Genomic DNA, 13,220 nt, shown 5'->3' on the forward strand with positions numbered 1-13,220 from the left:
TGGTTTGGATCAGAGCAGCTGAAGATCGCTGGCCGAGGCCCGGCCATCGCGGCCCGCCTGCAGCTCGTAATTGACCTTCTGATTGTCCTGCAGTCCTTTCAACCCGGCGCGCTCAACCGCCGAGATATGAACGAACACATCCTTGCCGCCATCATCAGGGGCGATGAAACCATAACCCTTGGTGGCGTTGAACCATTTCACAGTGCCGGTAGCCATTACCCGTCTCTTCCTTTTCAGTGTTCCCCCGGCGAAATTGCCGAAGGCCGTGCAGCCAGTCTTTCGATCGTCCGGCTGCCCAGTCAAACGGGAGGCGGTATGGTAGAAAGGCGCTCACAGGGCCGCAGGATGACCGAATCGTGATAAAACGCAAGCAATAATGGCGCCGCGAGTTACCTCGCGACGTTAACAACTGTTCATCTCGGCGCAATTCAGCGCAGGTCAGGCGGCGTGGCCTCGGACGCAAGCTGATTTGTAACTTCTTCCAGGGACAAGTTCTGACTGCCCTGATTATCCAGCCGGCGCATCGAGACAGTGCGAGTCTCGACCTCTTTCATTCCAATTGCAAGAATTACAGGAACTTTCGCTACGGAATGTTCACGCACCTTGTAGTTGATCTTCTCGTTCCGCGTGTCAGCCTCGGCCCGGATGCCCTTCGCCTGCAATTGGGCGACGATCTCGTGAACGTAGTCATCGGCGTCCGAGACGATCGAGGCGACCACCACCTGACGCGGTGCCAACCACAAAGGCAGCTTGCCGGCGAAGTTCTCGATCAGGATGCCGATGAAGCGTTCGAAGCTGCCAAGCGTGGCCCGGTGCAGCATGACCGGGCGGTGCTTGGCCCCGTCCTCGCCGATATAGCTGGCATCCAGACGCTCGGGCAGGACGAAATCGACTTGGTGCGTGCCGCATTGCCAGTCGCGGCCGATGGCGTCGGTCAACACGAATTCCAGCTTGGGCCCGTAGAAGGCGCCTTCGCCGGGATTGATCTCGGGTTCGATGCCGGCGGCGCGGGTGGCCGAGAGCAGGGCGGATTCCGCCTTGTCCCAGGTTTCATCGCTGCCGGCGCGGTGTTCCGGCCGCGTCGCGAATTTCACCCGGAAACTGTCAAAGCCGAGGTCGCGGTAAATCGCCGAGAGGAATTCAATAAACCGTTTCGTTTCGGCTTCGATTTGGTTCTCGGTGCAGAAGATATGCGCGTCGTCCTGCGTAAACCCGCGCACCCGCATGATGCCGTGAAGCGCACCCGAGGGTTCGTAACGGTTGCAGGATCCAAACTCGGCCATGCGCAAAGGCAGGTCGCGATAGGATTTCAAACCGACATTGAAGATCTGCACATGGCAGGGGCAGTTCATCGGCTTCAGCGCATTGACCGTCTTGGTCTTTGCGTGTTCCTCGTCCACCTCGACGATGAACATGTGGTCCTGGTAGTTTTCCCAGTGACCGCTTTCCTCCCACAGCTTGCGGCTGACCACCTGCGGCGTGTTCACCTCGACATAGCCGCCGGCGCGCTGGCGGCGGCGCATGTAATCCTGCAGCGCCACGTAGATGTTCCAGCCGTTCGGGTGCCAGAAGATCTGGCCCGGCGCCTCTTCCTGCATGTGGAACAGGTCCATCTCGCGGCCCAGCTTGCGGTGGTCGCGCTTGGCGGCCTCTTCCAGCATGGTCAGATGGGCCTTGAGGTCATCGCGGTTGCGGAAGGCCACGCCGTAGATGCGCTGCAGCATCGGCCGCGTGGCATCGCCCAGCCAATAGGCGCCGGCCAGATGCGTCAGCTTGAAGGCGTCGGCGGGCAGTTGCCCGGTATTCTGCAGATGCGGACCACGGCAGAGATCCTGCCAGTCGCCATGCCAGTACATCCGCAGATCCTCGCCCTCGGGGATGCGATCGATCAGCTCGAGTTTGAACGGCTCGTTCTGGTCCTCGTAATAGGCGATGGCGCGGTCGCGGTCCCAGACCTCGGTGCGGACGGGGTCACGGGCGGCGATGATCCACTTCATCTCGGCCTCGATCGCGCCCAGATCCTCGGGCGTGAACGGCTCGGCGCGGTCGAAATCATAGAACCAGCCGAAATCGCGGACCGGGCCGATGGTGACTTTCGTGTCCGGCCACAGCTTCTGCACCGCGCGGGCCATGATATGGGCGAAGTCGTGCCGGATCAGTTCCAGCGCCGGGGCCTCGTCCTTCATCGTGTTGATGGCGATCGTGCCGCTGGACGTGATCGGCCAGGCCAGGTCGATATGCTTGCCATCGAGGCTTGCGGAAATGGCGCGCTTGGCAAGGCTGGGCGCAATGCTTTCAGCCACTTCGGCGGCGGTGATGCCAGCCGGATAGTCGCGCGCATTGCCATCGGGGAAAGTCAGGGAGATCTGGGACATGAAAGTCCTCCTCGTCGGTTTGGCGCCCACGGAACGCCCGGTTGCGGGTTATGTCGGCGGGCGTCTTGCGCGCTGCGGCGCGGAAAGTCAACATGACCGAAAGACGGGGCGGGCTGGCGCGGAACAGCCGGAGGCGCGAGACAGAGGATGGACGATGGTTGATTTCCTGAACGGACCCGAGGGGCGGCGCATCGCCCATGAGCATATGCCGGGGCAGGGGCCGGGCGTGGTGTTCCTGGGCGGGTTCAAATCCGACATGGAGGGGACCAAGGCGCTGTTCCTGAAGGACTGGGCCGCAGCGCAGGGCCGCGCCTTCCTGCGCTTCGACTATTCGGGCCACGGGCAAAGCAGCGGCGATTTCGAGGCTGGCAGCATCGGCGACTGGTTTCAGGATGCGATGGCGGTGATCGCGGAGCGGACCGAGGGGCCGCAGGTTCTGGTCGGCAGTTCCATGGGCGGCTGGATCAGCCTGCTGGTGGCGCGCGCCATGCCGGACCGCATCGCCGGGTTGGTCACCGTGGCAGCGGCACCGGATTTCACCGAGGACGGCTATTGGGCAGGCTTCTCCGAGGCGCAGCGCGAGGTGGTGATGCGCGATGGCCGGATCGAACTGCCAAGCGAGTATAGCGACGAGCCCTATGTGATCACCCGCCGGCTGATCGAGGATGGCCGCGACCAATTGGTTCTGCGCAGCCCGCTGTCATTGCCCTTCCCGGTGCGCTTCCTGCAGGGCACGGCGGACGAGGACGTGCCGATGGGCTGGGCGCTGCGTCTGCTGGACCATGCCGAGGGGCCGGACCTGCGGCTGGCGCTGGTCAAGGGCGCGGATCACCGCTTCTCGACCCCGGACAACCTGGCGCTGATTGCCGCTTCGGTAGAGGAGGTGCTGGCGCGTGGCTGACCGGCGGGGCAGGTCGTGACCAAGCTTATCCTGCTGCTGGCGCTGGTTGCGCTGGCACTGTGGCTCCTTGGGCCGCGCGAGCCGGTCCAGCTCGAGCCGGTGTCGGTGGACTTGCCGGGTGATCTCGATGGCTGGCTGAGCGCGCGCGAGGCGGGGATCCGGCCGGATGTTGCCGCAAGGCTCATCTGGGCCGGTGAGCCGGGGATGCAAACCGATTTGTCGATCGTCTATCTGCACGGCTTCTCGGCCTCGCCACGGGAGCTGTCACCGGTGCCCGAGCGGCTGGCGGCGGAAATCGGGGCGAACCTCTTCATCACCCGGCTGACTGGGCACGGACAGGATGGCGCGGCACTGGCCGGGGCCAGCGTGGCCGACTGGTGGCGCGACACTGCCGAGGCCATTGCGGTCGGCCAGCGGCTGGGGCGGCGGGTGGTGGTCATCGGCACCTCGACAGGCGCGACGCTGGCGGCGGAGGCCGCGCGCGATCCCGCGCTGGGGCAGGGGATTGACGGCGTGGTGCTGATATCTGGCAATTTTCAACTGAAGGCACGGGGGGCGCAGCTGCTGACCTGGCCTTTCGCGCGCTGGTGGCTGCCGCGGGTCGCCGGCGAGACGCGCTGTTTCGAGCCGCGCAGCCCCGATCACGCGGCGGCCTGGACCAGCTGCTATGCCACGGTCTCGGTCCTTCCGATGGCGGCGCTGGTGCGGCACGCGCGGGGCCGAGACTACGCCGCGGCCAAGCAGCCCGCCCTGTTCATCTGGGCCGAGCAGGATCAGGTCGTCGATCCGGCGGCGGCGATGCGGGTGGCGCAGGGCTGGGGCGGGGCGGTCACAAAGGCGCCGGTGGTGCCGGGACCGGGTGACGATCCCTCGCGGCATGTGATCGCGGGGGACATCATATCGCCCGGCATGACCGGGCCGGTCACGGCGATCATCGCTGACTGGCTGCGCGCGAACCTGAACTGAGCCGCGCTGGCCGCGCAAAAGAAAACGGGCGGCCCGAGGCTGCCCGTTAAATCTGGCAGTCCGAAATCCTGTCAGATCGCCATCTTGTGGGTATCGGTCGGGCCGCCCGGGCCGGTGCCGTCCTTGCCGGAATCGATCGGCCGCAGACCGGCGCGGCGGCGATGGGGACGCCCCATGTTCTCGTCGATGAAGTCGAGAACCAGCGGGCGGATGTTCAGCCGCCAGCTCTTGCCGGCGAAGATGCCGTAATGGCCCGCGCCCTCTTCCAGGTGCTGGACCTTCTTGGCCGCCGGCACCCCGGTGCAAAGCTTCAGCGCCGCAACGCATTGACCCGGCGCCGAAATGTCATCTTCGGCACCCTCGACGGTCATGATGGCGACATCGGTGATCTTGCCGATATCGACCTGCTTGCCATGGACGGTAAAGCGGTTCTCGGCGATCTCGAGGTTCTTGAAGATGCGCTCGACGGTCGAGAGGTAGAACTCGGCCGTCATGTCCATGACCGCCAGATATTCGTCATAGAAGCGGTTGTGCTTGTCGCTTTCGCTGCCCTCGCCGCGCGCATCGGCCAGAACCTTGTCGGTAAAGGCCTTGGCATGGGTCTCGGCATTCATGGCGATGAACGAGGTCAGCTGCGCCAGACCCGGATAGACCATGCGTCCGGCACCGGCATATTTGAACCCGACCGACTGGATCGCCAGATGCTCTAGCTGGCCCATGGTCAGGCGGTTGCCGAAATCGGTGACTTCGGTCGCGGCCGCGTCGGGATCGACGGGCCCACCGATCAGGATCAGTGCGCGCGGCTGCGACTTGGGGTCTTCCTCCGCCAGGATCGCGGTCGCGGCCAGGGCCAGCGGGGCCGGCTGGCAGACCGCGATGACATTCGTGTCCGGGCCCAGATGGCGGATGAAATCAACGAGGTAGCCGGTATAGTCCTCGATGTCGAACTTGCCCTTGCTGACCGGGATGTCGCGGGCATTGTGCCAATCTGTCACATACACATCGCAGTCCGGAAGCAGTGATGTGACGGTCGAGCGAAGCAGGGTGGCATAGTGACCCGACATCGGTGCGACCAGCAGGACCTTGCGCGGCATCGGGTTGCGGCGGGCAACGCGGAAATGGACCAGATCGCCGAAGGGACGCCGCAATTCCGGCTCCACATAGACGATATGATCCTGCCCGTCCTCGCCGGCGATCGGCGGGATTTCCCAATCGGGCTTGACCACCATGCGCGAGAAACTGCGCTCGACCACGCTGCCCCAGGCGCTGAGCACGCGGAACATCGGGTTGGGGATCAGCGCGAAGGTGGGGTAGGACGCAAAGGCTCGGGTGGTCGCACCCAGCCATTCATTGGTATTTCGAATCGTTTCCAATGCGTCGTAGGAAACGATCCCTTTGATGTTCTTGGTCGCCACGTCGTCCCCTTTCTGCGCTGCAGAGCCGGATTCGCCGCTGTTTTGCCGGGTTTCGTTGCGGAAACCCGCCTTTACGGTTCCTGCGCTCTGCGCATATGATCCTAGAGAGGTTAGGGGGGAGTTTGTTCCATGGCAAGCAAGCGCGACGGGTCCAGTACTAAAGTGTCGCGGCAGCGCGGCGTTGCCGCAACATCCGCAAAGCCCCTGAAGGAAAAAGTGAAAAATTCGGACAATAGTGACGTTGCGTCACAACGCCGCGCTGCGGCGAAGCCGGCAGAATCATCTGCCGAGTCTGCAAGCAAATCCGCTCGAAGCGCCCGCTCGACCGCGAAGGCCGGGGCGAAATCGGCCTCCGGGGCCGGTGCGGCACCTGAAGCCAAGGCTGCGACTGCAGAAAAAACCGGCCGTAGCGGCGTGAAGACACGGGCAGCGGCCGCCCGCAAGCCGGCCTCGCCGGCCGCCAGCAAGGCGGCAGAGGCGAAACCGGCGCGGAAGACGGCCGCCAAGACCGCCGAGAAACCGGCCAAGACCAGCGCCCAGCCAAAGCCCCGCGCCGCGAAGCCGGCCGCGCCCCGGGCAGCTGCGACCAAGGTCGTGGCTGCGCCGGAGAAAGAGGTGGCCGAAGCCGCCTCGACCCGCGCCAGCGAGGCCGTGACCGAGCAGGCCAAGCCCGCCGCCGGGGCCAGGGCTGAAGCCGCCGCCTCCGCGACCGATGCGGCGACCGATGCGATGGAATCGGCCTTTGCCCGGCTGATGCCCGGAAACGGCTCGCTCGCGGCACAGAACCTGACCCAGAACCTCGAGCGGATCGAGACGCTGAGCCAGCGGCTGGTCAGCGCCATGTCGCAGCGCGGTATGCCCAACCCCTCGGTCGAGATGCCGGGGCCGGATCTCTATGTCGCCACCGCCGGCGCCTTCATGAAGACGCTGACCGAACAGCCCTCGCGGATCATCGGCCAGCAGGTCAACTTCTGGGGCGAGACACTGAAGCATTACGCGCAGGCTCAGGCCGCGCTGGCGCGGGGTGCCGCACCGAGCGAGGACGAGGACGGGCCGAAGGACAAGCGCTTCAAGAACCCGCTCTGGCGCAGTCATCCCTTCTTCAGCTTCGTGCGCCGGCAATACGAGATCAACGCCAAGGCCATGTCCTCGGCCACAGCCGATCTGGACATGCCGGACGAGACCGCGCGGCGGCGGCTGAACTGGCTGACCGGGCAAATCATCGACATGATGGCGCCGACCAATTTTCTCGCCACCAATCCCGACGCGCTGGAAAAGGCGGTCGAGACCGAGGGCGAGAGCCTGGTGAAGGGGCTGGAGAACCTGGTCCGCGATGTCGAACAGAATGGCGGCGAGATGCTGGTCTCGCTGGCCGACCGCGACGCCTTCACCGTGGGCGAGAATATCGGCACCGCCGAGGGCACGGTTGTGCACCGCACGCCCCTCTTGGAACTCATCCAGTACAAGCCCACCACGGAATCGGCCCATGCCCTGCCGCTGGTGATCTTCCCGCCCTGGATCAACAAGTTCTACATCCTCGACCTGAAGCCGCAGAACAGCCTGATCCGCTGGCTGGTCGATCAGGGCCATACGCTGTTCGTGGTCAGCTGGAAGAACCCCGATGCCAGCTATGCCGAGACCGGCATGGATGACTATGTCTCGGCCTATCTCGACGTGTTCGAGAAGGCGCTGACCCTGACCGACCAGAAAAAGCTGAACGTCGTCGGCTATTGCATCGCCGGCACCACCCTGTCGCTGACGCTGGCGCTGATGGCCAAGCGCGGCGACACGCGGGTGAACAGCGCCACCTTCTTCACCACGCTGACCGATTTCTCGGAGCAGGGCGAGTTCACCACCTTCCTGCAGGATGATTTCGTCGACGGGATCGAGGCCGAGGTGCATCGCCACGGCATCCTGCGCTCGCAGATCATGTCGCGCACCATGAGCTTCCTGCGCGCCAATGACCTCGTCTGGGGTCCGGCGATCCGCAGCTACATGATGGGCGAGACGCCGCCGGCCTTTGATCTTCTGTTCTGGAACGGCGACAGCACCAACCTGCCGGCCAAGATGACCATCGAGTATCTGCGCGGCCTCTGCCAGCAGAATGCCTTTGCCGGCGACGGCTTCCCGGTGCTGGGCGAGATGGTGCGGCTGTCGGATGTGACCCTGCCGCTTTGCTCGGTCGCCTGCGAGACCGACCATATCGCGCCGTGGAAGGATTGCTGGCGCGGCGTGGCGCAGATGGGCAGCCCCGACAAGCGCTTCATCCTGTCGGAATCGGGCCATATCGCCGGGATCGTCAACCCGCCCTCGAAGAAGAAATACGGTCATTATGCCGGGGGCAGCGATTTCAGCCATGACGACCAGGGCTGGAAGGACAGCGCCACCTTCCGCGAGGGCAGCTGGTGGCCGCTCTGGGGCGAATGGCTGGACGAGCGTTCGGGCGAGATGATTCCCGCGCGCGACCCGGGCAAGGGCTATGGCCCGGCGCCCGGCACCTATGTCCACGAGCGGGGCGGGGTAAAAAGCGACGACTGATCAGGGGGTTGGTCCGTGGCGACCGCGGTATCGGCAAGATTTTGCTGCGTTGCAGCGAAAAAAACTTGAAATGCCGCGGCGCAGCATTCATATTGGCCTCACAGACGAACAACCCCCCGCGGTTTAGGGCAGTGACCCGGTCGAACCGCACCTCTAATGGAGACCATCATGGCCAAGACCACTGATTACACCAAAGCCTTCCAGGACATGTTCGCCAACTTCCCGGTTGACACCTCGTCCTTCACCGAAGCCTTCAAGTCGCAGAGCGCGCTGGGCGAGAAACTGTCGAAAGTGGCTCTGGAAGCTGCCGAGCGTTCGACCGACATCTCGGCTCGCTGGGCCAAGGACAGCATCGCCCGCGTTGGCGAGCTGGCTGCTTCGAAGCAGGAACCGGCCGAGTACACCAAAGCCGTGACCGACTTCGCTTCGGCCTCGGCCGAACTGGCCGCCGAGCACCTGGCTGCCTTCGCCGAAGTCGCCAAGAAAGTCCAGATGGACACCGTCGACCTGATGCTGTCCTCGGGCAAAGACTTCGCTGCCGACGCTCAGAAAGCCGCTGAAAAAGCGACCAAAGAAGCCCAGTCGGCCGTCAAGAAAGCCACCGCCGCTGCCAGCAAGTAATCGCTGCGCGAGACGGATGTTTCGGGAAAAGGGGTGCGCAAGCGCCCCTTTTTCTTTGTGCTGTAGGCTGCTGGCGCGTAGCGAAATGGTCAGTTCCTCCCGGCGCAGCCGACTGCAGCAAATTCGGCGACGCCTTCGTCCTGCCCATCCGTAAAGCTCGCGACGGTTACTGGCCTCTCAAGATCCGGAAAGTGGTAGACCGCATTCGCGCTGAAAGGACCGCCGCCCGAATGGCCGATGGTGCGACCGATCTGGCCACAGTGACCGCTCATCAGGCCAAGGGCGTAACCGCATTCGGTCCAGGGCCGTCCCTCGATGGCGCCGCCGAGGGGAACGCGGTCCAGCATCCGGGTCAGGGTTCGAGGACTGAGAAGCCTGCCGGTGAAGAGTGCGTGCAACAACTGTGCGGCATCCGCTGCCGTTCCGACAAGGCAACCGTGATAGACCCAACCGGGATGATAGCTGCGGGCGGCGTCCCAATGGACTTGGGCGAACTGTTCTCTCGTCAGGGCAAGTTCTATGCTGTGCAAGCCGAGGGGGCGGCAGATTAGGTCCTGCACCAAATGCGAGAACGGGCGGCCCGCTACCTCTTCGATCAGCTCGCGGGCAAACATAGAACCGAGATTCGAATAGGACCAGCCGGCCCCCGGTTCGAATAGCATTCCCTGCGCCATCGCAGCCGTGACAAGGCCGTCGCGTGGCCACGGTTCTTCATCATTCGCGACTGCCTGCCTGTATCGCGGAAGCCCGGTATAGTCGGGCAACCCGGCAGTATGGTTCAGAAGCTGACCGAGGGTGAAGTCTCGCTCGGACAGGCGCGTCTCGAGATCGATGAGGCCCTGTTCGACGAGCCGCAAGGCGCAGATTGCGATCGCCGTCTTGGTGAAGCTCCAGTAAGGAAACTTCTCCCCGTTCTCGTCAGAGCATCGGTCGGGATCAGTGCCGGTCACTCGGCAGCAGAAGATGCGTTGAGCGCGGGTCAACCTCGCGTCTTCTGAACGGGCGTTCCCCCTCACAACACCGGCCCTGCAATCGCCAGCGTGTTGTTCCACAGCCTCCTGCCCATGCCCCAGGCCTCGACCTCGACCAGCGTCACCTCGCGGCTCTGGCCCAGATAATCCTGTTGCCGCGCGCGCATGGCGGCGGTGGTCGCGGGGTCGGCCAGCAGGATGTTGTTCTCGTAATTCAGGTCAAAGCTGCGGCGGTCCATATTGGCCGAGCCGATCAGGGTGATCTCGCCGTCCAGCGTCATCGACTTGGTATGCAACAGCCCGGGCTGGAACTCGAACACCTTCACCCCCGCCGTCAGCAGGTCCTGGTAATAGCTGCGGCTGGCGGCGCCGACGGCGAAATCGTCGTTGCGGGCGGGGAAGATGATGGTGGTGTCGACGCCGCGATTGGCCGCGGCGCAGAGACCCGCCTGGATGGCGCGGTCGGGGACGTAATAGGGCGTGGTCACGAACAGCTCGCGCCGGGCGGCATACATCAGGTTCTCGAACATCTCGGGCATGGCCGAATGGCGCACCGTCGGGCCGGTGCCGACGGCCTGCGCGGTGAAGCCCGGACGGGCAGGGGGCATCGGCTGGCGCAGCAGCGCCGACAGGTCCTCACTGACATTCACCATCCAGTCGCTGCAGAAGAGATGCTGGTTCTGGCGCACCACCGGCCCCTCGAAACGCATGACCGCATCGACCCAGGGGCCGAATTTCGCCTTGGGCAGAAAGGCCGGATCGGCACAGTTCTGGCTGCCGCAATAGGTGATCGCATTGTCGATGACGACGATCTTGCGGTGATTGCGCAGGTCGATCCGCCCGGTGAGGAAGGGCAGGAGTGGGTTGCCGGTCTTCAGCGCGATCGCCGTGTGCACCCCCGCCGCCGTCATCGCCGCCCATTCCGGGCTGCGGGTCATGTCGCGCGAGCCGATGGCGTCGACCATCGCCCGGCAGGTCACGCCGCGCGCCGCCGCACGCTTCATCGCCTCGACCATCTTGGAGCCGTTGTGGTCGGTCAGCCAGATGTAGAACAGCAGGTGCACATGATCCTTCGCCGCATCGATATCGGCGACCATTTCGTCAATGGCGGCATCGGAATTGGCCATCAGCCGGGCGCTGTTGCCGCCGACCGGCTCATAGCCGCTGATCGAGCGGCCTACGGCAAAGAGCGGGCGGTAAAGCTCGGGGATCGCGGCGGCGTTCTCGGGCGCGTCCCAGCCCGACGCCGCATCCGGCCGGGGCAGGCCGGCCATCACCTTCTGCATCCGCGCGACCCGCCTGTGGCCGATATCGGTCTCACCCAGCAGCACGTAGGCGATGGCGCCGATATAGGGCAGGGCGATGACGACGAGCAGCCAGGCGGCGCGGGAATCGGGCTGGCGGTTCTGGCGCAGCAGGATGCGCAGGCCCACGGCAATGACGATCAGCACATGCAAGAGAACGAAGATCATGGGTCACAACTCCATCTAACCAACCACAACCGCAGCGGACACGGCCCCTAGCTTAGCGATCCGACCGTGTCGGCCAGCTGATCCAGCGCCGCGCCCCAGCCAGGCTCAAAACCCATCTCGTCATGCTTGCGCGCCTCCTCGGCACTGCGATGCAGCACCCGGGCGGCATAGCGGGTGCCGCCGGCCTCGGGCGTGAGATCGAGGATCGCCGTCAGCGCCAGCCAGGGTTCTATCGGCCGCCAGCCCTCGGCCAATTGCGTGGTGAAGACCAGCCGGCGCTCGGGGATGGCTTCCAGAAAGCAGCCCTCGACATGGGGCTGGAAGGGGCCGTCGCCCTCGCGCATCAGCGTCTCGAACCCGCCGCCCGGCCGCAGGTCCAACTTGACCACCCGGCAAGCATAGGGCGCGGGGATCCACCAGCGGGCAAGGATGGCCGGATCGCTCCAGGCCCGCCAGACCACCGAAGGCGGGGCCGGGATCAGGCGCGAGATGGTCAGTTCGGCGGTGGCGTCAGTCATCGGCTTCTCCTCTCGCGCGCGGCTGTGGTCCCGAGAATGACAGCGCCGCGCGCCGTCGCAATGGAAATTTCGCCGGGGTCGGGCAGTCGGGACCCCGTTGCCGATTGCTACGGTCCGGTGGCACGCTGCGACAAAATGGTGCTTTTCTTTTGCCTTTTCGCTGCACTGCGCCCATCATGCTGCAAATGCATCAAGACGGGGCTCAGTCCATGGCCGCAACCGAAACGCCGCTGCTGATCAAGCGCTATGCCAGCCGGCGGCTCTACAATACCGAGACCAGCGATTACGTCACGCTCGAGGATATCGCGGTCTTCGTCCGCGAGGGCCGCGAGGTGAAGATCGTCGACCTGAAGACCGGCGATGACCTGACCCGGCAATACCTGCTGCAGATCGTCGCCGATCACGAAAGCCGTGGCGAGAATGTCCTGCCCATCGACGTGCTGACCGACCTGGTGCGCAGCTATACTACCCAGGCGCAATCCGTGGTGCCGCAATTCCTGGCCGCGAGCTTCGAGATGCTGCGCGAGGGCCAGTCGAAGATGATGGAGAACATGGCGACCATGCCGAACCCGATGGCCAACATGCCAGGATTCGACGCGCTGCAGCGCCAGCAGCAGATGTTCCTGAAGGCGATGATGGGCGGCTGGCGCGGCGGTGCCTCGGGGCCCGACCCCGACGAGGCCGAGGAGGCCGACCCCGCGCCGATGCCCGCGGCCCGCAAGGGCAAGCCCGCCCCCGCGCCCCAATCCCCGTCCGCTGGCGACGGTGTTGGTGACGGCGACGACATGGTCGAGATCCGCCGGCAACTGGCCGAATTGCAAAACCGCATCTCGAAGCTCTGATCCCGGTCTTGCGCGCCTGACGCCACCACGCTACACCCGCCGACGGAGAGGTGGCCGAGTGGTCGAAGGCGCACGCCTGGAAAGTGTGTAGGCGGGGAACCGTCTCGAGGGTTCGAATCCCTTCCTCTCCGCCACTTGCACATTGCAAACCCGAAAACAGGTCCCTCGCGGGGCCTTTTTCTTTATGTGCCAAAGGGGTTTGCAGGCACCATCCGCCCTTCGGAGACAGACCCGCCGCGCAAGATCGGTCTCCGAACGCCCACCGTCTCTTTCCACCCGCCTTTCGCTCTCGGCGAGACGGGTTCAAAAGCCCCATATATTTCAGTAAACTGACGGGGTCGCGCTGCGCCCCTGTTTCGCTGGTTCCGGCTTGTTTCGATGAAATCAGAGGCGCGACACGGGCGGCGTGGTCGTTGGCACGTCTGAGGAGTTTTGCGCGAAGTCTCTGATGATAAACGCAGTTTCCGCCGCTAGCCTGGCGCAATGTCAAACGGGGCCTGGACCGATCAAGAGAACGACCTGATGGATGCTGTCCCATAGCGTGGTGTAGCTGGCGCTGATTGTCACCGTGATGTTCGGCGCGGGCCTGCTTGATCAGGAT

At 64.5% G+C, this 13,220-nt stretch carries 11 protein-coding genes and 1 tRNA gene; 6 read left to right on the forward strand and 6 right to left on the reverse strand.

Going from position 1 to position 13,220, the window contains the following annotated elements:
* Positions 1 to 9: 9 nt before the first annotated feature.
* Positions 10 to 216: a cold-shock protein gene (locus tag Q1A36_RS18550; RefSeq protein WP_101752115.1), complete on the reverse strand. Its 207-nt coding sequence runs from the start codon at positions 214 to 216 to the stop codon at positions 10 to 12.
* Positions 217 to 428: 212 nt separating this feature from the next.
* Positions 429 to 2,375: a threonine--tRNA ligase gene (gene thrS, locus Q1A36_RS18555; protein ID WP_299847199.1), complete on the reverse strand. Its 1,947-nt coding sequence runs from the start codon at positions 2,373 to 2,375 to the stop codon at positions 429 to 431.
* A gap of 154 nt (positions 2,376 to 2,529) precedes the next feature.
* Between thrS and Q1A36_RS18560 the strand changes: the two genes are divergently transcribed.
* Both Q1A36_RS18560 and Q1A36_RS18565 read left to right on the forward strand, forming a co-directional pair.
* Positions 2,530 to 3,276, forward strand: coding sequence for an alpha/beta hydrolase (locus Q1A36_RS18560; RefSeq protein ID WP_299847201.1), 747 nt, complete (start codon positions 2,530 to 2,532; stop codon positions 3,274 to 3,276).
* Positions 3,277 to 3,291: 15 nt separating this feature from the next.
* Positions 3,292 to 4,242: an alpha/beta fold hydrolase gene (locus tag Q1A36_RS18565; protein ID WP_299847203.1), complete on the forward strand. Its 951-nt coding sequence runs from the start codon at positions 3,292 to 3,294 to the stop codon at positions 4,240 to 4,242.
* A gap of 71 nt (positions 4,243 to 4,313) precedes the next feature.
* On the opposite strand, the gene phaZ is transcribed toward Q1A36_RS18565, so the two are convergent.
* Complete coding sequence (phaZ, locus tag Q1A36_RS18570) at positions 4,314 to 5,642, reverse strand: polyhydroxyalkanoate depolymerase (RefSeq protein WP_299847220.1); 1,329 nt, start codon at positions 5,640 to 5,642, stop codon at positions 4,314 to 4,316.
* Positions 5,643 to 6,071: 429 nt separating this feature from the next.
* On the opposite strand from phaZ, the gene phaC reads away from it, so the two are divergent.
* Both phaC and Q1A36_RS18580 read left to right on the forward strand, forming a co-directional pair.
* Positions 6,072 to 8,195 (forward strand): class I poly(R)-hydroxyalkanoic acid synthase, encoded by a 2,124-nt coding sequence (gene phaC / locus Q1A36_RS18575; RefSeq protein WP_366141610.1) that lies wholly within the window; start codon positions 6,072 to 6,074, stop codon positions 8,193 to 8,195.
* A 168-nt stretch (positions 8,196 to 8,363) separates the two neighbouring features.
* Positions 8,364 to 8,816, forward strand: a complete 453-nt coding sequence (locus Q1A36_RS18580; RefSeq protein ID WP_101754206.1) for a Phasin — start codon at positions 8,364 to 8,366, stop codon at positions 8,814 to 8,816.
* Between the two features lie 89 nt (positions 8,817 to 8,905).
* On the opposite strand, the gene Q1A36_RS18585 is transcribed toward Q1A36_RS18580, so the two are convergent.
* The 3 genes from Q1A36_RS18585 to Q1A36_RS18595 form a co-directional block, all read right to left on the reverse strand.
* Positions 8,906 to 9,766, reverse strand: coding sequence for a serine hydrolase domain-containing protein (locus Q1A36_RS18585; protein WP_299847206.1), 861 nt, complete (start codon positions 9,764 to 9,766; stop codon positions 8,906 to 8,908).
* Between the two features lie 62 nt (positions 9,767 to 9,828).
* On the reverse strand, positions 9,829 to 11,259 hold the full coding sequence (cls, locus tag Q1A36_RS18590) for a cardiolipin synthase (protein ID WP_299847208.1): 1,431 nt from the start codon (positions 11,257 to 11,259) through the stop codon (positions 9,829 to 9,831).
* A 47-nt stretch (positions 11,260 to 11,306) separates the two neighbouring features.
* A complete protein-coding gene (locus tag Q1A36_RS18595; RefSeq protein ID WP_299847210.1) occupies positions 11,307 to 11,777 on the reverse strand; it encodes an SRPBCC domain-containing protein in 471 nt (156 codons plus the stop codon).
* A 209-nt stretch (positions 11,778 to 11,986) separates the two neighbouring features.
* Here Q1A36_RS18595 and phaR point away from each other — a divergent pair, with 209 nt between their 5' ends.
* Positions 11,987 to 12,619: a polyhydroxyalkanoate synthesis repressor PhaR gene (phaR, locus tag Q1A36_RS18600; protein WP_299847212.1), complete on the forward strand. Its 633-nt coding sequence runs from the start codon at positions 11,987 to 11,989 to the stop codon at positions 12,617 to 12,619.
* A gap of 44 nt (positions 12,620 to 12,663) precedes the next feature.
* Positions 12,664 to 12,753 (forward strand) — tRNA-Ser (locus Q1A36_RS18605).
* Positions 12,754 to 13,220 lie beyond the last annotated feature (467 nt).

Origin of the sequence: uncultured Paracoccus sp. (assembly GCF_947487305.1) — a bacterium.
In the GTDB taxonomy this organism is placed as follows: domain Bacteria; phylum Pseudomonadota; class Alphaproteobacteria; order Rhodobacterales; family Rhodobacteraceae; genus Paracoccus.

Excerpts from the sequence above, each read along its gene's own strand:
- cls (WP_299847208.1), bottom strand. The coding sequence starts at position 11,259 with ATGATCTTCGTTCTCTTGCATGTGCTGATCGTCATTGCCGTGGGCCTG.
- Q1A36_RS18550 (WP_101752115.1), bottom strand. The coding sequence starts at position 216 with ATGGCTACCGGCACTGTGAAATGGTTCAACGCCACCAAGGGTTATGGT.
- phaR (WP_299847212.1), top strand. The coding sequence starts at position 11,987 with ATGGCCGCAACCGAAACGCCGCTGCTGATCAAGCGCTATGCCAGCCGG.
- Q1A36_RS18595 (WP_299847210.1), bottom strand. The coding sequence starts at position 11,777 with ATGACTGACGCCACCGCCGAACTGACCATCTCGCGCCTGATCCCGGCC.
- Q1A36_RS18560 (WP_299847201.1), top strand. The coding sequence starts at position 2,530 with ATGGTTGATTTCCTGAACGGACCCGAGGGGCGGCGCATCGCCCATGAG.
- thrS (WP_299847199.1), bottom strand. The coding sequence starts at position 2,375 with ATGTCCCAGATCTCCCTGACTTTCCCCGATGGCAATGCGCGCGACTAT.
- Q1A36_RS18580 (WP_101754206.1), top strand. The coding sequence starts at position 8,364 with ATGGCCAAGACCACTGATTACACCAAAGCCTTCCAGGACATGTTCGCC.